Below are 23,922 nucleotides of genomic sequence, written 5' to 3' on the forward strand. Positions count from 1 at the left end.
GAGGCGGCAGTGCATATCAGGCCAGTTCTCCGGCCGCTTCCGGGCGGCGGGACAGCAGGCTGACCACCACGAAGCTCACCAGGCCTACGGCCAGGCTGTAGTAGATCGGGGTGTTGGCCTCGAGGCCGTCGGTGAACATGAACACCAGGGCGGTGATGCAGCCCAGGAACATGCTGGCGATGGCGGCGGCGGTGGTGGCGCGCTTCCAGTAGACGGCGCCCAGCAGCGGGATCAGCATGCCGCCCACCAGCAGGTTGTAGGCCAGGGTCAGGGCGCCGAGCACGTCGTTGACGATCAGGGCGATGACCAGCACGGCGATGCCGGTGAGCAGGGTGAACAGACGGCTGATGCCCAGGGTGGATTCCTTGCCGCCGCGCAGCTTGGGCAGCAGGTCCTCGGAGATGGTGGTGGAGGCGGCGAGCAGGCCGGCGCTGGCGGTGGACATCATCGCGGCCAGGGCGGCGGCGATCACCAGGCCGCGGATGCCATCCGGCAGGGACGCCTGGACGATGGCGGCGAAGGCGTTGTTGACGTTGTCCAGGTCAGGCAGCAGCACCTTGGCGCACATGCCGATCAGGGCGCCGACCAGGCCGTAGATCACGCAGTAGACACCGGCGACGGTGCCGGCGTACTTGGCCACGCCCTCGCTGCGTGCGGTGAACACCCGCTGCCAGATGTCCTGGCCGATGAGGATGCCGAAGAAGTAGATCAGGAAGTAGGTGATGATCGTGTCGTAACCGATGGTGGTGAAGTTGAAGGCGGTTTCCGGCAGCTTGGCCACCAGCTCGTCCCAGCCGCCCACGCGGTACAGGCAGATCGGCAGGAGCAGGAACATCAGGCCCACGGTCTTGATGATGAACTGGACGATGTCGGTCAGGGTCAGGGACCACATGCCGCCGATGGTGGAGTAGACCACCACCACGCCGCCGCCGAGCAGGACGGACACCCAGAAGGGCAGGCCGAAGAGCACTTCCATCACGGTGCCGATGGCCAGGGTGGAGACGACGCCGATCATCAGCGCGTAGGCGAACATGATCACCGCGCTGGCCTGGCGCGCCATGGGGTTGTAGCGGCGCTCGAGGATCTGCGTGACGGTGAAGATGCGCAGCTTCAGCAGCGGCTTGGCGAGGAACAGGTTGAGCACGATGATGCCCGCGCCCAGGGCGGCGCAGAGCCAGAAACCGGAAATGCCGTGAACGTAGCCCAGGCGTACGGTGCCGACGGTGGAGGCGCCGCCGAGTACGGTAGCGGCCATGGTGCCCATGTAGAAGGCCGGGCCCAGGTTGCGCCCGGCCACCAGGAAGTCCTCATGGGACTTGGCGCGGCGCATGCCGTACCAGCCGAGCAGCAGCATGCCAGCGGCATAGATCAGTACTACGAAAATATCCAAAGCCATTTCAGGTCTCTCTTTCTATTGTTGTTGCCGCGGCTCGTAGAACCGCGACAGGTGTTGCAAGGCGCGCAACGCTTCACACTGCGCCGTTTCAAAGCAATCCCGCTTTTCCTAGTCCTTGTATTCGGGGCACTCGCGTTCGAGCTTGCGCAGCCAGGCTTCCCAGACCAGCTGGCGCTGCCACTCGCAGGCCTGGAACTGTTCACAGGCGTGCACGCTGAGCTCGTTCGGCATCTCGCGGATGCCGCGCAAGGTCGAGGCGGCGAGTTGGATCTCGCACGCCTTGTTCAGGTAGTACATGACGTAGAAGGCATCGGCGACGCTGGCACCGACACTGAGCAGGCCGTGGTGGCGCAGGATCAGGGCGATGTTGTCGCCCAGGGATGCCACCAGGCGATCGCGCTCGCCCAGGTCCAGGGCGATGCCTTCGTAGGTGTGGTAGCCCACGCGCTGGTGGAACTCGGCGCTGATCTGGTTGAGCTGGGCCAGGCCGTTGTCCGCCGCGGCCACCGCCATGCCCGCCAGGGTATGGGTGTGGACCACGCAGTGGGCGTCGGCGCGGGCCATGTGCACCGCGCTGTGGATGGTGAAGCCGGCGACGTTGTAGTCGGCATTGCCTTCCACCACGCGGCCGTGCATGTCCACCACTATCAGGTCGCTGGCGCGGATCTCCTCGAACATGAGCCCGAAGGGGTTGATCAAAAAGCGCGGCTCGACGCCCGGCAGGCGCACCGAGAAGTGCGTGTAGAGGGTGTCGTCCCAGCCGAACAGGGCGGCCAGCCGGTAGGCGGCCGCCAGGTCCCGGCGCAGGATGGCTTCGTTTTGTGCGTTCATCAGTGACGGATCTGCGACAGGAAGGCGCGGGTACGCGGGTGTTGGGGATTGTCGAAGAACTCGGCCGGGCTGGCGGTCTCGACGATTTGCCCGGCATCCATGAACACCACGCGGTCGGCCACCTTGCGGGCGAAGCCCATCTCGTGGGTCACGCAGAGCATGGTCATGCCGTCCAGGGCCAGTTCGGTCATCACCTCCAGCACTTCGCCGACCATTTCCGGGTCCAGCGCCGAGGTGGGCTCATCGAACAGCATCACCTTGGGGTTCATGCACAGGGCGCGGGCGATGGCCACGCGCTGCTGCTGGCCGCCGGAGAGCTGGCCGGGCTTCTTGTGCGCCTGGGAACCGATGTGCACCCGGTTGAGGTAGCGCAGGGCCAGTTCCTCGGCATCCTTGCGCGACATGCCGCGGACCTTCATCGGCGCCAGGGTGCAGTTGTCCAGCACCGTCATGTGCGGGAACAGGTTGAAGTTCTGGAACACCATGCCCACTTCGCGGCGCACGTGGTCGCTGCCGGACTTGGTGGAGATGTCCTGGTCTTCCACGGTGATGGTGCCGCTGTCGTGGGGATTGAGGCGGTTGATGCAGCGGATCAGGGTCGACTTGCCGGAGCCCGACGGGCCGCAGATGACGATCTTCTCGCCCTGGCGCACGGAAAGGTTGATGCCCTGCAGCACCTGGAAATCGTCGTAGTGCTTGCCGACGTTCTGCAGACGGATGATTTCGTTCATGTCGGGCTCCTCAGATACGGCGCATGCGGGCCAGGGTGCGCTGCACCAGGCCGACGGATTTGCTGCTGGCGCTACCGTGGGCATCCCACGACAGGCGCCGTTCGAGGCCGCTCTGCAGCCAGGTCAGGGTGTAGACCATGGCGAGGTAGTAGACGAGGGCTACGGCGTAGTACTCGGAGAACTGGAAGGTGGTGGAGACCGTCTGCGAGGTCACCGCCATCAGCTCCTGCAGGGAGATGACCGAGGCCAGCGAGGTGATCTTCAGCAGGGTGATGAATTCGTTGGCCGTCGGCGGCACGGCGATACGCGCGGCCTGGGGCAGGATGACGTAGCGGAAGGTATGCCAGCGCGACAGGCCCAGGGCATGGCCGGCGGCGTACTGGCCCTTGTCCACGGCCTGCAGGGCGGCGCGGTTGATCTCCACCTGGTAGGCGGCCTCGTTGATGGAGAGGGCGATCCAGGCGGCGATGAAGGGGGTGAACCACTCTTCACGGAAAGCCGGGAAGAACTGCGGCAGGGCGTTCCAGACGAACAGCAGCTGCAGCAGGGTGGGGGCGCCGCGGAAGACGCTGAGCACGGCGCGCAGGGTAGTGCGCCAGACGGCTGGCGGGCCGTCCAGGGCCAGGGCGCAGGGAATGGAAATCAGGATGCCCACCGAGTGGGACACCAGCGCCAGCACCAAGGTGATGCAGGCGCCGCGGAAGAAGTGCCAGGACGTCAGGGCGTCCCAGAAGACAGTCACATCGAAGTTCATGTACGTGTCCTGCGTGAATGGAAGCGTGCCGTTGCACCCTCTCCCGCGTGCGGGAGAGGGGCCGGTTGCGGGCCTTGCTTACTGGGCGGCGGTTTCCAGGTTGGCTGGATCGAGCTTCCATTTCTCGGCGATGGCCTTCAGGGTTCCATCGGCCTTCAGTGCAGACACGGCGTCCTGGACGGCCTGCTGGTCTTCCGGGTTCGGCCGCATGTAGGCGCCGAAGATGTCCTTCTCGGGGAAGGCATAAAGGGTCTTGAACTGGCCGGGAGTCTGCAGTTCGCGGTAGGCCAGTTCGGTGTCCTGGGACAGGCCGGCGGCGGCGCGGCCGACCAGTACCTGTTGGGCCACGTCGCTGCCCTTGGGGTAGGTCTGCAGTACGGCCGGGGTCTTGCCGGCGGCCTTCAGGTCAGCGTTGAGCTTTTCCATGATGGTCACGTAGCGGGTGCCGGACTGCACCGCCACCACCTTGCCGGACAGGTCATCCAGGGAATTGAGCTTGATGTCGCCCTTGCCGCTGCCGAAGACGATGGTGGCGCTGGCCAGGTACGGAACTGCGTTCAGCTTCTGGGTGCGTTCGGGAGTGATCAGGGTGCCGCTGATGACCGCATCGCAGCGCTTGGATTCCAGGCCTGGCAGCAGGCCGGTGAACTCGGTGACGATGAAGCGCGGCTTCACGCCCCAGTGCTTGGCCAGTGCGCGGATCAGGTCGGTGTCGAAACCGCTGGGCTCGCGATCACCGGTCTTCTCGAAGAACTCCAGCGGCGGGAAAGTCGGGTCGGAGCAGACCTGGAAACTTCCCGAACTCACGAACGAAGGCTTGCCGTCGGCGGCCATCGCGCCACCACCGAGGGTAGCGGCGCACAGGCCGGCAAGGGCGAGCAGTTTCAGCGAACGTTTGGTCATCGTTAACTCCTTCAAGGCGTTTTGCATTGGTTGTTGTTGTAGGCAGTCGCAATAAAGTGGAGCTATTTCGTTGTTACGCAGCTTCAGGGGAACCCTGAGCGGACGCTTGGGAAGTCTTGCCCGAGGGGACCCAGCGCGGGCCTTTGGGACCGTAGATGGCGGCCGGTTCCGGGAAGATCGCCAGCAGTACCAGGTACAGCAGGGCGGCCGTGCCCAGAGTGACCGGCAGGCTGATATCGATGCCACCGGCCAGCTCGCCAAGCGGGCCGACGAATTGGCCCGGGAGGTTCACAAAGCATAGGCCGACCAGTGCACTCGGGATCCAGGCGCCCATGCCGCGCCAGTTCCAGCCATTGGTGAACCAGTAGCGGCCGCCGGACTGGCCACGGGTGAAGACCTGCAGGTCGTCCGGGCAGTAGAAGCCGCGGCGGATGATCAGGCCGAGGATCATGATCACCATCCAGGGGCTGGTGCAGGTGATGATCAGCACGGCGAAGGTGGACACGCTCTGCACCAGGTTGAAGGCGAAGCGACCGATGAAGATGAAGCCGATCGACAGCACGCCGATCATCACGGTGGCCTGTACGCGGTTGAGCAGGCGTGGGAAGACGCTGGACATGTCCAGGCCCGTTCCGTAGAGCGAGGTGGTGCCGGTGGACATGCCGCCAATCACCGCGATCAGGCACACGGGCAGGAAGAACCAGGTCGGGGACACCGCCAGCAGGCCGCCGACGTAGTTGTTCTGGGCGATGTAGTCCGGTGCCTGCACGGCGACTATGGTCGCGGTGACCAGGCCGAACAGGAAGGGGATCAGGGTGGCGAACTGCGCGGCGATCACCGCCAGCATGATGCGCTGCTTGGAGGTCTGGCGCGGGATGTAGCGCGACCAGTCGCCGAGGAAGGCACCGAAGGACACCGGGTTGCTCATGGCCAGCAGGGCGGCGCCGATGAAGGCGGCCCAGAAGCCTTCCTGGCCGAGGTTCACGGAACCGGCGTAGGCGGCGTCAAAGGGGCCAGCGAAGGCGAAGATGCCCAGCAGGAACATGACGCTGGCGGCCCACACGGCGACCTTGTTCACCAGCAGCATGAAGCGGAAGCCGTAGATGCACACCGCCAGGACCAGCACGGCGAACAGGCCGTAGGCCAGGCCCAGGGTCAGGTCGGTTTCCGGCAGCTCGAACAGGCGCTTGGCACCGCCCACCAAGGCGTCACCGGAGCTCCAGACCGACAGCGAGAAGAAGGCGATGGCGGTGAGCAGGGAGAGGAATGAACCAACGATACGACCATGCACGCCGAAGTGCGCACCCGAGGACACCGCGTTGTTGGTGCCATTGATTGCGCCGAACACGCCCATGGGGGCGAGGATCAGCGAACCCACCAGCACGCCCAGCAGGATGGCCCATACGCCCGCCTCGAAGGACAGGCCGAAGAGCACCGGGAAGCTGCCGAGCACGGCGGTGGCAAAGGTGTTGGCGCCGCCGAAGATCAGGCGGAACAGGTCCAGGGGACCGGCATCCCGTTCGGCGTCGGGAATCTGCTCGACGCCGTGGGTTTCGATTCGGGTTACTGCGTGATCATTGTTGTTGTTATTCATGTGTTCTCTCCCGGGGAGCCTCGTCAGGTTTGCGGCAGCTGCTCCGGCATCGCCGACAAGTGCTCGTGACAGGCCAACCAGCGGCCACTTTCTTGTTGCCGGCGGAAGACGATGGTCTCCCGTTCGCGGCTTTCTATTTCTTCACCCTGGATGCGCAGGCGGGTGGCGACGTCGTGGTAGAAAATCGCCACATCGCCCTGCAGGCTCACCACGGGGTTGAGGGATTGGCACGCCAGCACGGCAAAGCCGTCCTGCTGCCAGCTGTCCCACAGCTCGCGGTAGGCCGCGCGGTTGGGCAGCGGCTGCTCGCAGGTGTGGAAGACGAAGCTGGCGTCCTCGCTGAAGGCGGCGAAGTAGGCTTCGGTATCGTTCGCGGCGAAGGCGGCCACCAGCGAGCTGGCGGCCTCCAGTACGTGCTGTTCGCTCATGTCTGCTCTCAGCGGCGCTCGACGCCCGGCAGGATGCAGAGCATTTCGTAGAGCAGGTTGGCGCCCAGCAGCGAGGTGTTGCCGGTGGTGTCGTAGGGCGGGGAAACCTCGACCAGGTCGCAGCCGATGACGTCCAGGCCCTGGCAGCCACGGATGATCTCGATCGCCTGGATGGTGGTCAGGCCGCCGATTTCCGGGGTGCCGGTGCCGGGCGCCCAGGCCGGGTCGATGCCGTCGATGTCGAAGGACAGGTAGACCGGGCCACCGCCGACTTTCTCGCGGACTTCCGCCATCAGCGGCTCCAGCGACTTGTGCCAGCACTCTTCGGCCTGGACCACGCGGAAGCCCTGCTTGCGGCTCCAGTTGAAGTCCTCGGCGGTGTAACCCTGGGCACGCAGGCCGATCTGCACCACGCGGTCGCAATCGAGCAGGCCTTCTTCCACCGCGCGGCGGAAGGTAGTGCCGTGGGCGATCTTCTCGCCGAACATGTGGTCGTTGACGTCGGCGTGGGCATCGATGTGCACCAGGCCCACCTTGCCGTGCTTCTTGTGGATGGCACGCAGGATCGGCAGGGTGATGGTGTGGTCGCCGCCCAGGGTCAGCGGGACGATGCCGTAGCCGAGGATCTTGTCGTACGCCTCTTCGATGATGCGCACGGCGTCCAGCAGGTTGAAGGTGTTGATGGCCACGTCGCCGATGTCGGCCACGTTCAGCGAATCGAAGGGCGCGGCGCCGGTCGCCATGTTGTACGGGCGGATCATCACCGATTCGGCGCGGATTTCGCGGGGGCCGAAGCGGGTACCGGAACGCAGGGAGGTGCCGATGTCCAGCGGCACGCCGACGAAGGCGGCGTCGAGGGCTTCGAGTTCGGCAGGGGTCTGGATGTGCGGCAGGCGAAGCATGGTGGCGATGCCGCCAAAACGGGGCATTTCATTGCCGCCCAGGGGCTGATGGAGTTTCTTGTCCACGGGGTGGCCTCACGGTTGTTGTGGTTGTAGGTAGTTGGGCGATTCTGGTGACAGTGCCATCACGGAAAAATCGCTGGCTGCAAATAATTACTTCAAGGATTTCTAAACTATCGGGAGCGGGTAAACTGCTGGTCTGCCGACAGGGGCACTGGTTCCTGTAGGGGCGAATCTGTGGGGGCGAATTCATTCGCTAAGGGACGCGCAGCGGCCCCCTGGGAGCTGGGGGCAGGCCTACGGCCTGCTCAGCGAATGAATTCGCCCCCACAAAACAGAGTCCAGCATCTGCTTTCGGTTTATCTGGAGCCCCCATGTCCACCGCCATGCCCGACCTGAAACTCCTGCGCATCTTCGCCAGCGTGGTCCGCCACCAGGGCTTCGCTGCCGCGCAGCAGGAGCTGAACCTCTCCACGTCGGCCATCAGCACCTACATGAGCCAGCTGGAGGCGCAGGTAGGGCTGAGCCTCTGCCACCGCGGGCGTGCCGGCTTCCGCCTGACCAGCAAGGGCGAGCTGTTCTACCAGGAGACCCTGCGTCTGTTGGGCGAACTGGAAAGCTTCGAGCGCTACTCGGCGTCGCTCAAGGGCGAGCTGCGCGGCACCCTCAACCTGGGCGTGCTCGACTCCACCGTCAGCGACCCGGCCCTGCCGCTGGCCGAAGTGATAGGTGCCTACAGCCAGGAACACGCGGCGGTGCACCTGCACCTGTCGGTGATGAGCCCCTACGACCTGCAGCTCGGTGTGTTGGACAACCGCCTGGACCTCGCCATCGGCGCTTTCTCCACGCGCATGAACGGCCTGGTCTACCAGCCGCTCTACCGCGAGCAGCACTGGCTCTACTGCAGCGAGCGCCACCCGCTGTACAGCGAGCGGCGCATCCCTGCCGAACTCATCACCCAGCAGCGTATGGTGGGGCGCGGCTACTGGAGCCAGGCGGAGCTGGCGCGGCACGGCTTCAAGCACAGTGCGGCAACCGTGGAGTCCATGGAAGCGCAGCTGATCCTGGTGCTGTCCGGCGCCTACATCGGCTACCTGCCGGAGCACTACGCCCATCCCTGGATCGAGCAGAAGCGCCTGCGCGCGCTGCTGCCGGCGACCTTCGGCTACCAGGCGCCGTTCTCCATGATCCTGCGCCGCGGGCGGGCCAAGGAACCGCTGATCCTGACCTTCCGCGACCTGCTGCGTGCGCAGCTCAACCTGCGCTGAGGAGCCGTCGCCATGTCCCGTCCACAGTGCCCGCGTTGCCAGCGCCCCGAGAGCCATTGCCTGTGCCCGCTGATCCCCCACCTGACGAGCCGTACCCGTGTGCTGCTGCTGCAGCATCCCAGTGAGGTGAACCACGCCCTGAATACCGCGCGCCTGGCCGCCCTGGGGCTGGAGAATGCCGAACTGCGGGTGGGCGAGCGCTTCGAAGACCTGGGCGAATGCCTGGCCGATCCCCGTTACCGCGCCTGCCTGCTGTTCCCGGGTGAGGAGGCCCGATCCCTGGTGGAGATGGCCGCCAGCGACCCGCGCCCGCTGCTGCTGGTGGTGCCCGACGGCACCTGGCGCAAGGCACGCAAGCTGCTGCACCTGAATCCTGAACTCAGGGCCCTGCCCAGGGTGACCCTGCCCGCGGGCCTGACCTCGCGCTACCGCCTGCGCAAGGCGCCCATGGCCGGGGCGCTGTCCACCCTCGAAGCCGTCACCGTGGCCTTGGATATCCTCGAAGCGCCAGCACGGTTCGATGAACTGCTGCGGCCTTTCGAGGCATTGATACAGGGGCAGATCGAGGCGATGGGGGAGGAGACCTTCAGGAGGAATCACGGGGGAGGGGAGTAGGGTCCATGAGCAGGACTGCGTCCTGCTCAGCGATTGAAATCGCCCCCACAGGAGAACGGCCCGACCGGGCACGGGCTGTGCTTTTCTGTGGGGGCGAATTCATTCGCAAAGGGCCCGCGCAGTGGCCCCGGTCACCGCTCCCGCATCGCCTCCTGGCGGGCCTTGAGCACGGGTTTCAGCAGGTAGTCCAGCACGCTCTTCTCGCCGGTGATGATGTCCACCGTGGCGACCATGCCCGGAATGATCAGCAGCGGGTGGTCGTCCTTGCCCAGGTGGCTCTTCTCGGTGCGCACCTGGATCAGGTAGTAGCTCTTGCCTTCTTCGTCCGTGATGGTGTCGGCGCTGATCAGCTCCAGGCCGGCCCTGAGGCCGCCGTAGATGGTGTAGTCATAGGCGGTGAACTTGACCATGGCCTTCTGCCCCGGATGGAGGAAGGCCACGTCCTGCGGGCGGATGCGCGCTTCGATCAGCAGGCTGTCTTCCAGGGGCACCACTTCCAGCAGGTCACTGCCGGGCTGCACTACGCCGCCTATGGTGTTGACCTTGAGCTGCTTGATCACGCCGTGTACCGGCGAGACCACCGTGGTGCGGCTGACGCGGTCGTCGATGGCCTTGCTGGTGGAGGTGATCTTCGACAGTTCGGTGCGCACCTCGTTGAGTTCCTTGATCGCGTCGGAGCGGAAAGACAGTCGGCTTTCCTCCATCTTCCGCTCGATCTCCGTCACCGCCGACTCGGCGCGGGGGATGGCCAGGTTGGTGGCCGCCAATTCGCCGCGGGTTTCCACGGCGCTGCGCTGCAGGCGGAGGATTTCCACCTGGGAGATGGCGCCGGCCTTCACCAGCGGCTGCGACATGTTCAGCTCCTGCTGGATCAACCCCAGGCTGGAGCGGTACTGCTGGCTCTTGGAGCGGAACTCTTCGAGCTCCTGCTTCTTCTGCCGCAACTGCTCGCTGAGGATGCGCTGCTCGCTGTCCAGGCGCTGCGCGCGGGCGCGGTACAGCGACAGTTCGTCCTCGGCCAGTTGCGGCGCCTCGCGAGTGATCTCCTCGGGCAGGGCCATTTCGCGGCCCTCGGCTTCGGCCGACAGGCGTTCGACGCGGGCGGTCAGGGCCAGGCGGTCGGCCTCGCTTTCGCCCTTGTTGGAGCGGAAGCGGGTGTCGTCGAGGCGCAGCAGTACAGTGCCCTTGTCCACCACCTGGCCCTCGCGAACCAGGATCTCCGAGACGATGCCGCCCTCCAGGTTCTGGATGACCTGGATCTTGCTGGAAGGAATCGCCTTGCCTTCGCCGGTGGTGACTTCCTCCAGCACCGCGAAGCGTGCCCAGGCCAGCGCCACCAGCAACAGCACGCAGGCGACCCAGACGGTGACGCGGGTGGCGCGGGGCGAGTCTTCGAACATGGCGCCGGCCACTTCGGGCATGAATTCGGTGTCGCCGTTGCTGCGCCGGTCGAAGTAGCTGCGGGGTTTCTCTGCGCTGGCCATGCCTTGCCTCCTCACCCGTTGGCCTGGCCGATACGGCCTTTGCGCAGAGCGTCGATGACGGTGTCCTTCGGCCCGTCGGCGACCACCTGGCCGTTGTCCAGCACCACCAGGCGATCGACCAGGGCCAGCATCGAACTGCGGTGGGTGATGAGGATCAGCGTCTTGTTCGCCGACCAGGTGGCCAGGCGCTGGCGCAGTTGTTCCTCGCTGCTGTTGTCCATGGCGCTGGTGGGTTCGTCGAGCACCAGCAGCGGCGGGTCGAGCAGCAACGCGCGGGCCAGCAGCACCGTCTGGCGCTGGCCGCTGGAGAGTAGTTGGCCGCGCTCGCCCACCGGGCGGTCGTAGCCCTGGGGATGTTGCCGGGCCAGTTCGGCGACACCGGTCATCTCCGCCACTTCGAGCATGCGTTCGTCGCTGGCGTAGCGCGCGCCCAGGGTCAGGTTGTCGCGCAGGCTGCCGGCCAGCAGGGGCAGGTCATGACTGACGTAGCCGATCTGCTGGCGCAGGTCGCCGATATCGGTCTGCCGCAGGTCGAGGCCATCCAGCAGCAGCTGGCCTTCGTCCGGGGCATAGAAGCCGAGGATCAGGCGCGCCAGGGTGCTCTTGCCCGAGCCGCTGCGGCCGATGATGCCGACCTTCTCGCCCGCCGCCAGGCGCAGGCTGACCTTGTTCAGGGCCGGCCCGGTCTGCCCCGGGTAGCGGAAATCCACCTGGCGCATGTCCAGGTTGCCTTTGAGCGATTGCTGTTCCAGGGGGCGCTGGCCGGCTTCGCGCTCCTGGGGCAGGCCCATCAGCGCATCGGTGGACTTCATGGTCAGCCGCGCCTGCTGGTAGCGGGTGATGAGTCCGGCGATCTGGCCCAGGGGCGAAAGCACCCGGCTGTTGAGCATGTAGCAGGCGACCAGGGCGCCAACGCTGAGGCCACCGGCGATGATGCTGTAGACGCCGCTGACGATCATTGCCAGGCCGGCGAACTGCTGCATGAACAGGGTACCGTTGGTGGCCAGCGCACAAAGGAAGCGGGCATGGCTGTCGAGGCGGGTGAGGGCGCCGTGGGTGTGCTCCCAGCGGTGCTGGCGCTCGCTTTCGGCGCCGCAGGCCTTGAGGGTTTCCAGGCCGGACAGGGTTTCGATCAGCAGTGCCTGGCGTTCGGCACCCAGGGCGAGGCTGCGCTGCACCGTGTCGCGCAGGCGCACCTGGATCAGGTAGGCGAAGAGGGCGGCAATGGGGAAGGCGAGGACCGGGATCACCACCAGCCAGCCGCCGAGCAGGCCGATCACCAGCAGCATCAGCAGCGAGAACGGCAGGTCGATCAGGCTGGTGAGGGTCACCGCGGTGAGGAATTCCCGCAGGCCCTGGAAGTCGTGGATGCTCTGGGCGAAACCACCGATGGTGACCGGTCGGGCCTTGAGCGACATGCCGGTGATGCGTTCGAAGAGGGTGGCCGAGAGGACGATGTCGGTCTTCTTCCCGGCGCTGTCCAGCAGGTTGGCGCGCAGAATCCGCAGCAGCAGGTCGAAGCCGGTACCGATCAACAGGCCGATGGTGAGTACCCAGAGGGTCGAGGTGGCCTGATTGGGCACCACGCGGTCGTAGGTCTGCATCACGAAGAGCGGCACAAGCATGCCCAGCAGGTTGATCAGCAGGCTCGCCAGCATGGCGTCGGCGTAGAGCCAGCGGGACAGCTTGAGGGTGTCGCGGAACCAGGACTGCAGGCGGGGAACCAAGGGGTTGCGGGCTTCCTCCAGCTCATGGCGCGGGCGGGCGAACAGGGCCTGGCCGGCGTACTCCAGGGCCAGCGCCTCGCGCGCTACCCACTGCTCGCCGCCGTCCGCCTCGCTGGGCAGGATCAGTGCACGGCCGCTGGTGTCCAGCTGGGTCAGCACCGCGCTGCGGTTGCCCTTGAGCAGCAGCAGAAGCGGCAGGTTGAGCGGCGAGATGGACGCCAGGTCGCGACGCAGCAAGCGCGCCTGCAGGCCGACGCGGGCCGCCGCGCGGGGCAGCAGTTCGGCGGACAGACGCTGGCCGGGCAGTGGTAGGCCGCTGCAGAGGCTGGCACGGCTGGCCGCGCGGCCATGCAGCCGGCAGAGGATCAGCAGGCCATCGAGCAGCGGGTCGTCATGGCCCTGGTGCGGGTCCCGCGGGCTGTCAGTCCGCTCCATCGTGGTCATTGGCATGCACTCCCACGGCCGCTCACTGCATGTCCGGCAGCTGGGCTTCGCTCTTCACCTCGCTGGCGGCGACGGCTTCGGCCGGGACCACGACGTTCTGGCGGCGCAGCAGGTCGCCCATGGCCGAGGTCACCCGGTACATCGAGAACTCCTCGGTGTAGCGCACTTCCACATAGCGGCGGTTGGCGGTGAAGAGTTCGTTCTCGCTGTCCAGAAGGTCCAGCAGGGTGCGCTGGCCGAGGCCGAACTGTTGCTGGTAGGCCTCGCGGACGCGCGCCGTGTAGTCGGCGTAAGCGCGGGCCTCGGGGGTCTGCTTGCGGGCGTTTTCCATGGCGTTCCAGGCCAGGGAAATGTTTTCGTTGAGCACCCGCAGGGCGTTGTTGCGGATGTCCATGGACTGGTTGATCTGGTGCGCGGCGGCCTGCAGCCGGGCCTTGTCGCGCATGCCGTTGAACAGGTTGTAGTTCATCACCACGCCGGCCCGCCAGGTGTTGTAGTGGCCCTCATCGCCCTGCACGTTGTCGTCGGCGGTGGTGGCCAGCTCGGCATCCAGGCGAGGGTAGAAGGGTGCCTTGGCGGACTCGTACTGGCTCTCGGCGGCCTGCACGTCGGCCTGGGCCGATTTCAGCAGGGGATTGGCGTCCATCACGCCCTGGCGCGCGGCCATCAGGTCGGCGGGCATTTCGCCCTTGATGGTGGCCGGGGTCACCAGCTCGTCGGCGGGCACGCCGACGGCGCTATAGAAGCTGGTTTCGGCATCGGCCAGGTTCACTTCCTCGGTGTAGAGGTTGTTCTTGGCCAGGGCCAGGCGCGCTTCGGCCTGGTCGAAGTCGGCGGTGCTGCCGACACCGCGCTCGCTGCGCAGGCCGATCTGGTCGTGGATGCGCTCGTGGGCCATCAGGTTGTTCCTGGCCAGCGTCACCATCTCGCGGCGCTTGAGCACCTCCAGGTAGACCTCCACCGTACGCAGCGCAAGGCTCTCGGCGGTTCCCAGGGTGAAATAGGCGCGGGAGTTAACCACCGCGCCGGTGCGTGCCACTTCGTTTGGCGTATTGAAACCGTCGAACAGCATCTGTCGCAGGCGCAACTCGGCGTCGCGGAAGTTCAGGGTTTCCTTGTTGTGATCGCCGAGGGCGCGGGTAGTGGGGCTGTCGGATTGCTCGCGGCCCACGCCGGTAATCAGGTCGACGGTCGGTAGGTATCCCCCTTTGGCGACCTTTGCCTCTTCGTCGGCGACGAGCCGGTCCTGGGCGCTGGCGAGAAGTTCGGGATGCTTGTCCAGGGTGCTCTGGATGGCGTCGGTAAGCGTCATGGCCTGGATTTGCGTGGCGGCCATGGCCAGCAGGATGCTGCTCCACAGGGGGGTTACGGTGCGCATTTCTTGTCATTCTCCTAGTCGGTACTTCGCGTCCCTGACGCCGACAAATTGGCGGAAATCCATGGCAAACCGTTTCAGGCTTGTAACATCAGAGCTAAGAACATCTTTTGCTTGGGCTAAGAAGAAATCCTCACAAGGGATATCAGGAAAAATTCTTATGCACTCGTCGGAAATCCAAGACATCTTTTTTCCAGCAAGTCGCGTGTTTTGGGGCTTTCAGAGCCCATGTGCGAATGCGGGTTGCGGTCAGGCACAAAAACAGGGTTTCGGGGTGGGCTAGTCCCGAAGGAGCAGTCTGGCGCCGGGTCGTGCGACATTTTTTTGACTTGGTGGCTTTTTGGCGCCGTACTTCTTCCTCTCGATTCTTCTTCACGTACCCGTCGTTCGGTTCGGACGTGCTGTGACCCCTCATTGACTGGGATCGGCGCTGTCCGGCTGGCAGCACGTCGTGCGGGAGGAAGGAATCATGGTGGGTTCAATTGGGGTCGTTCGGCAGGTCGTGGGTGAAGTCTTCGCGGTCCGGCTCGATGGTTCGCGCCGGTTGCTCACCGAAGGCGACCGCGTTTATTTCGGCGAGCAACTGGTAACCGGCAGCAATGGGGCCGTGGCGGTGGCCCTGGGCAATGGCCAGGAACTGGTGCTCGGACGCGACAGCAGCATGACGCTGGACAACACCCTGCTGGCCGGCAATCGCGACCCCGACCGGACGGCCGACAGCGCACCGGCCGCTCCTGGCCAGCAGGACCTCGCCGACGTCGAGAAACTGCAGGCGGCCATCCAGGCGGGCGTCGACCCGAGCAGGGCTGCCGAGGCCACCGCCGCAGGGCCCGGTTCCGGCGGTGCCGGAAGCGGCAACGCCGGTGGCGGGCACTCCTTCGTGCTGCTGGGCGAGACCGCCGGCTCGGTGGACCCCACCATTGGGTTCCCCACCGGCCCCATCGGCTTCTTCCCGGAATTCCCCCAGCCCGAGACGGCCATTCCGGCCGAAGAACCGGTCAACGGCGTGCCGCTGGCCCGCGACGATGGGCGGACCGCCAACGAGGATGGCCCGCGCGTGCTGGGCAGTGTGCTTGATAACGACGACGGCGGGCCGGACCTGCCCCTCAGGTTCGTGTCCTGGCAGGTCGGCGTGGCCCTGGAGGGCACCAACGGCAGCCGTCAGGTGAACACCGACTTTGGCGTGGTGACCCTGAATCCGGACGGCAGCTTCGACTTCGAACTGGCCAGGGCCATCCCGCTGCTGAGAGCGCTGGACGAGGACCAGCGCGTCGACCTCAGCTTTGGCTACACCATCGAGGACAGCAACGGCGACCAGAGTTCGGCGACCCTCACTATCACCATCGTCGGCCGCAACGACGGCCCAACGGTGGAGGTCAGCTTTCCGCAGAGCGAAGGCGGCCTGACCCAGGTATTCGAGCGCGGCCTGCCCGGCGGCTCCGGGACCGGGGATGGCAGCGCGGTGGTGAATGGCAACTTCCGGCTCGCCGACCCCGATGGCCTGGATGACCTGAAGTCCATCAGCGTGGGCGGCCTCACCCTCGACCTGACCACCAGCAGCTTCGCCAGCCTGGTGGGGCAGAGCTTCGCGGCGGAACACGGCACGGTGCTGATCACCGGCTTCGATGCCGCCAGCGGCATCTACAGCTTCAGCTACACCCTGACCGAAGCCACCCTCGATGCCGCCGGTCCGGAGACGGACGGCTTCCTTATTAATGTCAGCGATGGCCTGGCCAGCGCCTCGACCACTGTCAGCATCGAGATCGTCGATGATGTCCCGCAGGCCAATCCGGACAGCGTCAGCCTGACCGAGGGTGCCGTGCCCGCCAGCCTCAGCGGCAATGTACTGGGCAACGATGTCGGCGGCGCCGACCAGTCCAAGGCCTTCACCAGTTGGAACGGCGTCGCCGGCGCCACTCCCGGGGCCAATGGCAGCCTGCTGGTGAATACCCCCTACGGCCTGGTGACCCTGAATGCCGATGGCAGCTACGCCTTCGCGCTGGCCAATGGCTCGGCGGCGGTGGAGGCGCTGGACCAGGGCGAGCAGGTCACCCTGCAGTACGCCTACTCCATGCGCGATGGCGATGGCGACCCCAGCGACGCCGTGCTGACCATCAGCATTCTCGGCAGCAATGACGCGCCAACGGTGCAAGTCAGTTCCCCGGATACCACGGGCGGCCTGGCCCAGGTCTTCGAGCTTGGCCTGCCCGCGGGCTCCAGCGCCGGCGATGGCAGTACCGTGGTGACCGGAAGCTTCAGCCTTGGCGATTCCGATGGGCTGGATAACCTCAAGTCGCTGACCGTCGGCAGCCTGAATCTGGACCTGACCAGCAGCAGCTTCGCCAGCCTGGTGGGGCAGAGCTTCGCCGCGGCCCATGGCACCGTGCTGATCACCGGCTACAGCAATGGCACCTACAGCTTCAGCTACACCCTGACCGAAGCTACCCTCGATGCCGCCGGTCCGGAGACGGACGGCTTCCTTATTAATGTCAGTGACGGCCTGGCCAACGCTTCGGCCACTGTCAGCATCGAGATCGTCGACGACCTGCCCCAGGCGAAGGCCGATAGCGCATCGCTCGGTGAGGGCGACAGCGTCAGCGGCAATGTCGTGACCGTCACCGGGCTGGGCTCGGTGGCCGATGTGTTCGGCGCTGATGGTCGGCCCACGCCCGTGTCTGGCGTGGTGGGCGTGCGCGCCGGCGGCGACACCTCGACCCCGGCTTCGGGGGGCGTGGGTGTGGCCATCACCACGGCGTTCGGTACCTTGGTGCTGCACGTCGACGGCAGCTACCGCTACACCAGCCACCCCGACAGCCTGGCCCAGGCCGGCGCCGTCGATATGTTCACCTACAGCATCGTCGATGCCGACGGCGACCTCAGCACCACCACCCTGACTATCGACATTGCCAACTTCACCGTGGTCGGCAGCGTCCAGGCCGGTTCCGACGAGGAGGTGCGCGAAGCCGCCCTCGGCTTCGGCAGCGAACCGGCGAGCAGCGACGAGCTGGCCAGCGGCACCCTGGTCGGCAGCGGCGGCAGCGGGCCCTACAGCTTCAGCCTGGGAGCCGGCGCCGGTATCGGCCAGTACGGCCAGCTGGTGGTAGGCAGCGATGGTAGCTACAGCTACACCCTGACCTCGGCGCCCAAGGTCAACCCGGGCGATAACGGCAACAACCTGCAGTTCACCGAGACTTTCACTTTCCTGGTGACCGACACCAATGGCAACACGGGCACCGGCACCCTGACCGTGGCCATCATCGACGATGTGCCGGACATCCGCGTCAAGGGCCTGGACGGCTTCGAGCTGCAGGTGGACGAAACCAGCCTCGGCAGCACCGACAGTACCAACTTCGCCGGCGCCTTCACGTCTGTATTCGGCGCCGACGGCGCTGCGCCCGACAACGCCATCACCTACAGCCTGGGTGTGAAGTCGCCGGGCGTGGACAGCGGCCTGCGGGATATCGAAACCGGCAACGGCATCCTGCTGTTCAAGGAGGGGACGGATATCGTCGGCCGCGTGGCCGGGGGCGGACAATTGGCCTTCCGTCTCAGCGTGGCGGCCGATGGAACCCTGACCCTGGAACAGTCACGGGCCATCTTCCACAGCCCCGACAGCGGCCCGGACCAGGCGACCGGCCTGGCTGCCGCCGACCTGATCACCCTGACCGCCACCCTCACCGACGGCGATAGCGACAAGGACAGCGCGACCCTCGAACTGGGCGGCGCCATCAGCTTCCGGGATGACGCTCCCTCCATCGACCCACATGTGACGGTCTGCCTCGACGACGATGCCTTGCCCTATGGCAACCCCGGTGGCGTGGGCGACGACTCTCCGGACAGCCACAACACCAGCGGCGTCATCGCCCAAGACTTCGGCGCCGACGGCCCCGGCGAGATCGAGCTGCAGGACAGCGGTGCGCCGCAAGGCTTCACGTACGTGGAAGTCTACGGTGGCCTGCTGATCAAACAGGGTGATGTCACCGTCATCACCATTACCCTGGACAAGTTCACCGGCGCCTACACCGTGACCCAGAATGCGCCGATCCTGCATGCCTATGGCGATGGCGAGAACAACCTGACCTTCGAGGTCGTGTACAAGATCACCGACAGCGACGGCGACCGCGCCAATGGCTCGCTCTATATCAAGGTGGACGACGATTCGCCTGAGGTCAGCAGCTACCTTGACCAGGCCGGCTACCTGGACGTGGACGAAACCTGGCTGGGGCAGACCGCTTCGAGCGGCTTTTCCGGATTCTTCAGCGGCAGCCATGGCGCCGATGGTACCGGCTCCAGCGTATACAGCCTGAGCGTCAGCAGCGCCGGGGCGGACAGCGGGCTGGACGACTCCGAAACCGGTGGCGACATCCTGCTCTACACCCTTGGCGATGACGTAGTCGGCCGTGTTGGCGGAGCCGATGGCGCGATCGTTTTCCGGGTCTCGGTGGGCCAGGACGGCCAGGTCACCCTGGAACAGCTGCGGGCGATACTGCATGTGCCGGACAGTGGCCCGAACCAGGCCACCAGCCTGGCCACCGCCAGCCTGGTCAGGTTGACCTTGACGCTCACCGACCGCGATGGTGACAGCGCCTCGGCCTCGGTCGGCCTGGGCACTGCCATCAGCTTCCGCGATGACGCGCCCACGATCTACGCCAATGAAGCTGTCCAACTGGATGACGACGCCCTGTCGGGCGGCAATCCGGGTGGCTCTGGCGATGTCGACCCCGATACCGCCAACCTCACCGGCACGCTGGGCCACAGCTTCGGTGCCGATGGCGCGGGCTCCATCAGCCTGCTGGATTCCGACGCGCCCTCGGGCTTCAGCTACGAGAGGAGCGGCAACGACCTGCTGATCAAGCAGGGCGGGGTCACCGTCATCACCCTGACCTTGAACCCAACCACCGGCGCCTACAGCGTGAGCCAGAACGCTGCCATCCGTCATGCGCCGGGCGGCGACGAGAACGACCTCAGTTTCACCGTGGGTTACCAGGTCACCGACCAGGATGGCGACTCGGCTCGGGGCTCACTGACCATCAATGTCGATGACGATACCCCGACCCTTATCGCGACCTCCAACCTGGTCTACTCCAATAGCAGCAATCCGGGCGGCGCTTCGGGTACCTTCCTCTACAGCATCGGGGCTGACACCCGTGGCAGCGGTCCCTATTCGGCCTCGGACTCGGACTTCACCCCCATCAGCCTCAGTGGCACTGTGGGTGGCACGGCCATTTCGTCGCAATCGGTGACCTGGCTGTCCGAGTCCAGCACCAGCGCGACCTTCGATATCAGCTTCAGGTACGCACCCAATCCCGCGAACCCGGGAACACTCGAGGAGGCAACCGGTACGCTGGTGTTCGACAAGGTCAACGGCACCTACAGCGTGTCGCTGGACGAGCCCATCCAGGGTTTCACTGTCTTCAAGACCAGCACTTCGCTGAGCATCACCGGCTACGAGGTGAACAGCACGGAGCCGGACAACAGCCAACCGGCGGTGTCGGTGGTGGCGCTGGACAATGACTTCTTCGTCCAGTACACCAGCGCTGCCGAACCGGGAGGCGGCACCGGAAGCAATAACCTCCAGGCCGGTACCAGCGACGTCACGACATTTGCCAATGGCGAACTCTTCACCCAGGCGGCCTCCTGGGTCAGCGTGTCCAATTCGGCCAACGGCGTGGGTGGCGACACCCTGGGCCAGGGCGAGGTGCTGGACCTGAACTTCTACACCTCCAATCCCAAGGGCAGCCTGGGCGTCGAGCCGAGCGCCCGCGCCTCCGGGATGTTCCTGAAGTTCGACGGGGTCAATGGCGAAGACCTGGTGGTGGTGCTCAAGCTGATCGGCGCCGGCGGAGTCAAGACCACGCGCGCGCTGCTGGTGAGCAGCAGCGACGTCATGACCGCCAACTCCGCGGCGCTGGCGGCCTATGGCGTCGTCCTGGACAACAACGACGGCGCCATCGTCATCGAGGGCAATGACTTCAACGCACCCGGAGAGAACTGGCAGATCTATGGCGCGCAGCTCCTCACCAGCGTCGAGGGCATCACCACTTCCAGTGCCATCAACTACAGCTCGGCATTGGGCAATGACGGCGCCTCGGACGTCTCGAACGGGACCAGCTTCGACGCCTCGGCAACCGATAACGACGTGCTGAAAGTGTCGGACGTCGGCTTCATCACCGCCGAGAACAACACCCTGGATACCGAGCTGGACTTCCAGGTGGGTATCAAGGATGCCGACGGCGACGCCTCCGCGACCCAGGTCTTGCACGTGACCATGGAGGCCGGCAGTACCTTCGCCGGCACCACGGGCAACGACGTGATCCAGGGCACCAGCGGCAACGACAACCTCTCCGGGATGGGCGGTGACGACCTGCTGGTGGGCGGCCTGGGCGATGATGTGCTGGATGGTGGCGAAGGTATCGACGCCGCGTCCTACCAGGGGGCCTCGGTGGGTGTCACGGTGAACCTCTCCCTGCTGGGCGGGCAGAACACCCTGGGCGCCGGCACGGACAGCCTGAGCGGCATCGAGAACCTGCTCGGCTCGGATTTCAACGACAACCTGACCGGCAACAGCGGCGACAACCTGCTGGCTGGCAATGGCGGTTCGGACCGGCTGACTGGCGGAGCTGGGGTGGACACCTTCAAGTGGCTGCCCGGCGACAGCGGCGTTACCACCATCGCGGACTTCGTGAAGGGCGTGGATAACCTGGACCTGTCGCAGTTGCTCACCGGCGAGCACAGTACGGCCGGCAGCCTGGACGATTACCTGACCATGGCCTTCGGCGCCAACACCACTATCACGGTGGACAGCAATTCGTCCGCCACGCCTGGGGGAACGGGCCAGACCATAGTGCTGGAAGGGGTGAACCTGCAGGCGGCCTACTCGGCGCCGGATGCGGCTTCGGTCATTACGCAGATGCTCGATGATGGCTCCTTGAAGGCAGACGTCTAGTCTCAAGGTGCGGTGGCCCGCTCCCGCCTCGGGGCGGGCCCGGTTTCTATCGGGACAGGGGGAACCATGGTCTACGTGCAACGCGATGAAAAGGGCAGGGTCCTGCGGGTGGAGCACGAACCCTTCGACAACATGACCCAGAGCATGCCGGCCCACGACCCGGAGGTGTGGACCTGGTTCGCCAGCCGCTGCCTGCACGACCACCTGATGTCTCTGCAGCACTCCGACCTGGAGCTGGTGCGGGTGCTCGAGGACCTGGTCCAGGTCCTGGTGGACCGCGGGCTGATGAACTACACCGACCTGCCGGACCCAGCCCGCCAGAAGCTCCAGAACCGCGCCTACGCCCGCGCCCAGGTGGGCGACCTGGGGGATCTGGTCATGGACGAGATGCAGCTGCCGTATTGAGCGGCTTGACGCTGAAACATCCACGTTCGTAGAACGTGGACTTGCTTTTGCCCCCTACAGGGAGCGGGGCCTATCTACGCATCCGGGGCGCAACTCCTGCACTTGCTAAACCGTAACCTGGTCAACTCCGTCGTTCTATCCACCGAGGCTGCCGGTCCGCTCCGGCTCTATCACTCATGCCAAGGCGCCGGCGCCCCGATCAGGCGGCCCATGGCGCCCTGTATCCCCAGCTCACGCAGCACGTCCAGCTCGCCCTGGGACTCCACCATCTCGGCGATCAGCGGCAGGTCGATGCTGTTGGTGGCGCGGAACAGGGCTTCGATGAACAGGCGCTTGTCGCTTTCCTGGTCGATGGCGCGGATATAGGTGCCGTCGATCTTCAGGTAGGCCAGGCCCAGGTGGGCGAGGTTGCCGATCAGGCTGAAGCGTCCGCCGAAGTGCTGCAGGCCCAGGCTGTAGCCGCTTTCGCGGATGGCCTGGCAGACCTCGGCCAGTTCGCCGGAAGGGGGCAGGTGGCGTTCGTCCAGCTCCAGGGTGAGCAGCGCTGCCTGCTGCGGGTGGGCCTTCAACTGCGCCAGCAGGCGCTCGCGGTTGGCCGCGTCGCGCAGGCTGGCAGCGGAGAGGCTGAGGGCGATGGGCGCGGGGTGGTGCTCCAGATGCGCCAGGCAATGTTCGAGCATCGCCAGGTCGAAGCGCGCGGCCCAGCCCAGGCGCTCGATCCAGGGCAGGAAGCGGCCGGCGGCCACGGCTTCGCCCTGGGGATCGAGCAGGCGTGCCAGTACCTTGTGGTGCAGGCTGCGGGAGGTGTCCGAGCACAGGTTCACCGGCTGGAAGTAGAGGCGCAGCTTGCCCTTGCTCAGGGCGTCGTCGATCCAGCTGCGCCATTCGTGCAGGCTCTGGCCCGGCGCGGCGTCGTAGTCGTCCAGGCGCGCCCAGGGCTGGTCAGGGCGTTGTGCGGCCTGGGCCAGGGCCTGGTCGGCGCGGCCCATCACCTTCTGGATGTCTTCCCCCGGCCGGTAGGCGGCGATACCGAGGAAGGCCACCGGGCTGCGGTCGCTGGCGCCGGTGCCGTGCAGGTTTTCCAGCAGGTGGGCGAACTCGTGGGCCAGGTGTTCGGCGTCGTCGCCGGTGAGGCCCGGTGCGAGCAGGGCGAATTCTCCGCCGCGGCTGCGCGAGGCCAGCCAGTCCACGCTGCCGCGGCGTTGCTGCAGGTCGCCCAGCAACTCGCCGATATCACGGATCAGGGCATCGGTGCGCTGGCCGCCGAGGCGCTGGTTGAGCCCGGCCAGGTCGTTGACCCGCAGCAGTACCAGGTAGCCGGCGGCGTTCTGGTCGTTGGGCACCAACTGGTTGGCGAGGCGGATGTCGAACTGGCGTCGGTTGGCGAGGCCCGTGAGGCTGTCCTGGTAGGCCTCTTCCCGCAGGCGTTCGCTGCGCGCGGCCTCCTCGGCGAAAAGGTTGCGCAGCTTGTCCACCATCTGGTTCATCGCCAGCACCACGCGGCGCAGTTCCGGCGTGCGCGGCACCCTGGGCAGGGCGAGGAATTCGCGGCGGCTGATGGCCTCGGCCTGTTGCACCATGGTGTCCAGGGGGCGCAACTGGGTACGCAGCAGCCAGGCGCCGACCAGGGCGCTGAGCACGCCGCAGAGCAGCAGCCAGGCCAGGCTGCCGAGGGCGCTGTCCCATAGCTTGGCCAGGGCGAACTGCGGATGGCTGAGCACCTCCACCCGCGCGGCCTGCTGCCAGCCACGCATGATCAGGGCATCGCCGCCCTGGGGTCGCAGGTTGACCAGGTGGGCGAACCAGCTCGGCACCTGATCGCTGGTGGTCGTCGTACGGCGTTCGGCAATCACGCCGCCATCGGGAATGCGCACGACGCGGATGCTGGCGAAATAGCCACTGTCGAAGATGGAGCTGACCATCAGTTCGATCATCGCCGGGTCGTCCACATGGGGTGTCATGGACAGGCCGAGGGCGGTGGCGGCGTCCTGGGCATGGGAGCGCAACTGGCTGAGCAGCTGCTCGCGGGAGCTTTCCACCCCGGCGAGGAAGCTGCCGGCGAAGGCCAGCGCGAGCAACAGGCAGATGGCCAGGAAAAGTTGCTTGAGTAACGACATGG

16 protein-coding genes are annotated in these 23,922 nt (G+C 66.0%); 4 read left to right on the forward strand and 12 right to left on the reverse strand.

The features are described from left to right. Window positions 1–16: 16 nt before the first annotated feature. The 8 genes from E8F11_RS06690 to speB all read right to left on the reverse strand — a co-directional run bounded on the left by E8F11_RS06690 (window position 17) and on the right by speB (window position 7,605). Window positions 17–1,396: a sodium:solute symporter gene (locus tag E8F11_RS06690; protein WP_280288053.1), complete on the reverse strand. Its 1,380-nt coding sequence runs from the start codon at window positions 1,394–1,396 to the stop codon at window positions 17–19. 108 nt (window positions 1,397–1,504) lie between these two features. Further along, window positions 1,505–2,227 carry a class II aldolase/adducin family protein gene (locus tag E8F11_RS06695; RefSeq protein WP_280288054.1) on the reverse strand — a complete coding sequence of 241 codons (723 nt, stop codon included), beginning with the start codon at window positions 2,225–2,227 and terminating at the stop codon, window positions 1,505–1,507. Then, window positions 2,227–2,958 carry an amino acid ABC transporter ATP-binding protein gene (locus E8F11_RS06700; RefSeq protein ID WP_280288055.1) on the reverse strand — a complete coding sequence of 244 codons (732 nt, stop codon included), beginning with the start codon at window positions 2,956–2,958 and terminating at the stop codon, window positions 2,227–2,229. The genes E8F11_RS06695 and E8F11_RS06700 overlap by 1 nt, the downstream gene beginning before the upstream one ends. A gap of 10 nt (window positions 2,959–2,968) precedes the next feature. Further along, on the reverse strand, window positions 2,969–3,712 hold the full coding sequence (locus E8F11_RS06705; RefSeq protein ID WP_280288056.1) for an amino acid ABC transporter permease: 744 nt from the start codon (window positions 3,710–3,712) through the stop codon (window positions 2,969–2,971). 78 nt (window positions 3,713–3,790) lie between these two features. Beyond that, window positions 3,791–4,615: a transporter substrate-binding domain-containing protein gene (locus tag E8F11_RS06710; protein WP_280288057.1), complete on the reverse strand. Its 825-nt coding sequence runs from the start codon at window positions 4,613–4,615 to the stop codon at window positions 3,791–3,793. A 73-nt stretch (window positions 4,616–4,688) separates the two neighbouring features. Further along, window positions 4,689–6,209, reverse strand: coding sequence for a cytosine permease (locus E8F11_RS06715; RefSeq protein ID WP_280288058.1), 1,521 nt, complete (start codon window positions 6,207–6,209; stop codon window positions 4,689–4,691). Window positions 6,210–6,232: 23 nt separating this feature from the next. Continuing rightward, entirely contained in the window at window positions 6,233–6,637 is a 405-nt protein-coding gene (locus E8F11_RS06720; RefSeq protein WP_280288059.1) for a nuclear transport factor 2 family protein, read from the reverse strand. Between the two features lie 8 nt (window positions 6,638–6,645). Continuing rightward, complete coding sequence (gene speB / locus E8F11_RS06725; protein WP_280288060.1) at window positions 6,646–7,605, reverse strand: agmatinase; 960 nt, start codon at window positions 7,603–7,605, stop codon at window positions 6,646–6,648. A 308-nt stretch (window positions 7,606–7,913) separates the two neighbouring features. Here speB and E8F11_RS06730 point away from each other — a divergent pair, with 308 nt between their 5' ends. Together E8F11_RS06730 and E8F11_RS06735 are read left to right on the forward strand one after the other, a co-directional pair. Further along, on the forward strand, window positions 7,914–8,807 hold the full coding sequence (locus tag E8F11_RS06730) for a LysR family transcriptional regulator (RefSeq protein ID WP_280288061.1): 894 nt from the start codon (window positions 7,914–7,916) through the stop codon (window positions 8,805–8,807). Between the two features lie 12 nt (window positions 8,808–8,819). Continuing rightward, entirely contained in the window at window positions 8,820–9,422 is a 603-nt protein-coding gene (locus tag E8F11_RS06735) for a DTW domain-containing protein (protein WP_280288062.1), read from the forward strand. A gap of 131 nt (window positions 9,423–9,553) precedes the next feature. Here the strand turns inward: E8F11_RS06735 and E8F11_RS06740 are convergent, their stop codons facing one another. From E8F11_RS06740 to E8F11_RS06750, 3 genes are read right to left on the reverse strand one after another with little or no spacing between them, the layout of a single operon-like run. Continuing rightward, entirely contained in the window at window positions 9,554–10,906 is a 1,353-nt protein-coding gene (locus E8F11_RS06740; protein ID WP_280288063.1) for an HlyD family type I secretion periplasmic adaptor subunit, read from the reverse strand. Window positions 10,907–10,917: 11 nt separating this feature from the next. Continuing rightward, on the reverse strand, window positions 10,918–13,077 hold the full coding sequence (locus E8F11_RS06745) for a type I secretion system permease/ATPase (protein WP_280288064.1): 2,160 nt from the start codon (window positions 13,075–13,077) through the stop codon (window positions 10,918–10,920). Between the two features lie 22 nt (window positions 13,078–13,099). After that, window positions 13,100–14,455 (reverse strand): TolC family outer membrane protein, encoded by a 1,356-nt coding sequence (locus E8F11_RS06750; RefSeq protein WP_280288065.1) that lies wholly within the window; start codon window positions 14,453–14,455, stop codon window positions 13,100–13,102. A gap of 466 nt (window positions 14,456–14,921) precedes the next feature. Between E8F11_RS06750 and E8F11_RS06755 the strand changes: the two genes are divergently transcribed. Continuing rightward, window positions 14,922–21,398 carry a retention module-containing protein gene (locus tag E8F11_RS06755; protein ID WP_280288066.1) on the forward strand — a complete coding sequence of 2,159 codons (6,477 nt, stop codon included), beginning with the start codon at window positions 14,922–14,924 and terminating at the stop codon, window positions 21,396–21,398. A 66-nt stretch (window positions 21,399–21,464) separates the two neighbouring features. Further along, window positions 21,465–21,803 (forward strand): tryptophan synthase subunit beta, encoded by a 339-nt coding sequence (locus E8F11_RS06760; protein ID WP_280288067.1) that lies wholly within the window; start codon window positions 21,465–21,467, stop codon window positions 21,801–21,803. 170 nt (window positions 21,804–21,973) lie between these two features. On the opposite strand, the gene lapD is transcribed toward E8F11_RS06760, so the two are convergent. Next, a complete protein-coding gene (gene lapD, locus E8F11_RS06765; protein WP_280288068.1) occupies window positions 21,974–23,920 on the reverse strand; it encodes a cyclic di-GMP receptor LapD in 1,947 nt (648 codons plus the stop codon). Window positions 23,921–23,922: the final 2 nt, after the last annotated feature.

This window comes from Pseudomonas sp. BN417 (genome assembly GCF_029871205.1).
Lineage (GTDB): Bacteria > Pseudomonadota > Gammaproteobacteria > Pseudomonadales > Pseudomonadaceae > Metapseudomonas.

Bases quoted from the DNA above. Each gene is read 5' to 3' on its own strand.
- E8F11_RS06710 (WP_280288057.1), bottom strand. From the start codon at position 4,615: ATGACCAAACGTTCGCTGAAACTGCTCGCCCTTGCCGGCCTGTGCGCC.
- E8F11_RS06690 (WP_280288053.1), bottom strand. From the start codon at position 1,396: ATGGCTTTGGATATTTTCGTAGTACTGATCTATGCCGCTGGCATGCTG.
- E8F11_RS06740 (WP_280288063.1), bottom strand. From the start codon at position 10,906: ATGGCCAGCGCAGAGAAACCCCGCAGCTACTTCGACCGGCGCAGCAAC.
- E8F11_RS06720 (WP_280288059.1), bottom strand. From the start codon at position 6,637: ATGAGCGAACAGCACGTACTGGAGGCCGCCAGCTCGCTGGTGGCCGCC.
- E8F11_RS06760 (WP_280288067.1), top strand. From the start codon at position 21,465: ATGGTCTACGTGCAACGCGATGAAAAGGGCAGGGTCCTGCGGGTGGAG.
- E8F11_RS06715 (WP_280288058.1), bottom strand. From the start codon at position 6,209: ATGAATAACAACAACAATGATCACGCAGTAACCCGAATCGAAACCCAC.
- E8F11_RS06705 (WP_280288056.1), bottom strand. From the start codon at position 3,712: ATGAACTTCGATGTGACTGTCTTCTGGGACGCCCTGACGTCCTGGCAC.
- E8F11_RS06700 (WP_280288055.1), bottom strand. From the start codon at position 2,958: ATGAACGAAATCATCCGTCTGCAGAACGTCGGCAAGCACTACGACGAT.
- E8F11_RS06755 (WP_280288066.1), top strand. From the start codon at position 14,922: ATGGTGGGTTCAATTGGGGTCGTTCGGCAGGTCGTGGGTGAAGTCTTC.
- E8F11_RS06695 (WP_280288054.1), bottom strand. From the start codon at position 2,227: ATGAACGCACAAAACGAAGCCATCCTGCGCCGGGACCTGGCGGCCGCC.
- E8F11_RS06730 (WP_280288061.1), top strand. From the start codon at position 7,914: ATGTCCACCGCCATGCCCGACCTGAAACTCCTGCGCATCTTCGCCAGC.
- lapD (WP_280288068.1), bottom strand. From the start codon at position 23,920: ATGTCGTTACTCAAGCAACTTTTCCTGGCCATCTGCCTGTTGCTCGCG.
- E8F11_RS06750 (WP_280288065.1), bottom strand. From the start codon at position 14,455: ATGCGCACCGTAACCCCCCTGTGGAGCAGCATCCTGCTGGCCATGGCC.
- E8F11_RS06745 (WP_280288064.1), bottom strand. From the start codon at position 13,077: ATGACCACGATGGAGCGGACTGACAGCCCGCGGGACCCGCACCAGGGC.
- E8F11_RS06735 (WP_280288062.1), top strand. From the start codon at position 8,820: ATGTCCCGTCCACAGTGCCCGCGTTGCCAGCGCCCCGAGAGCCATTGC.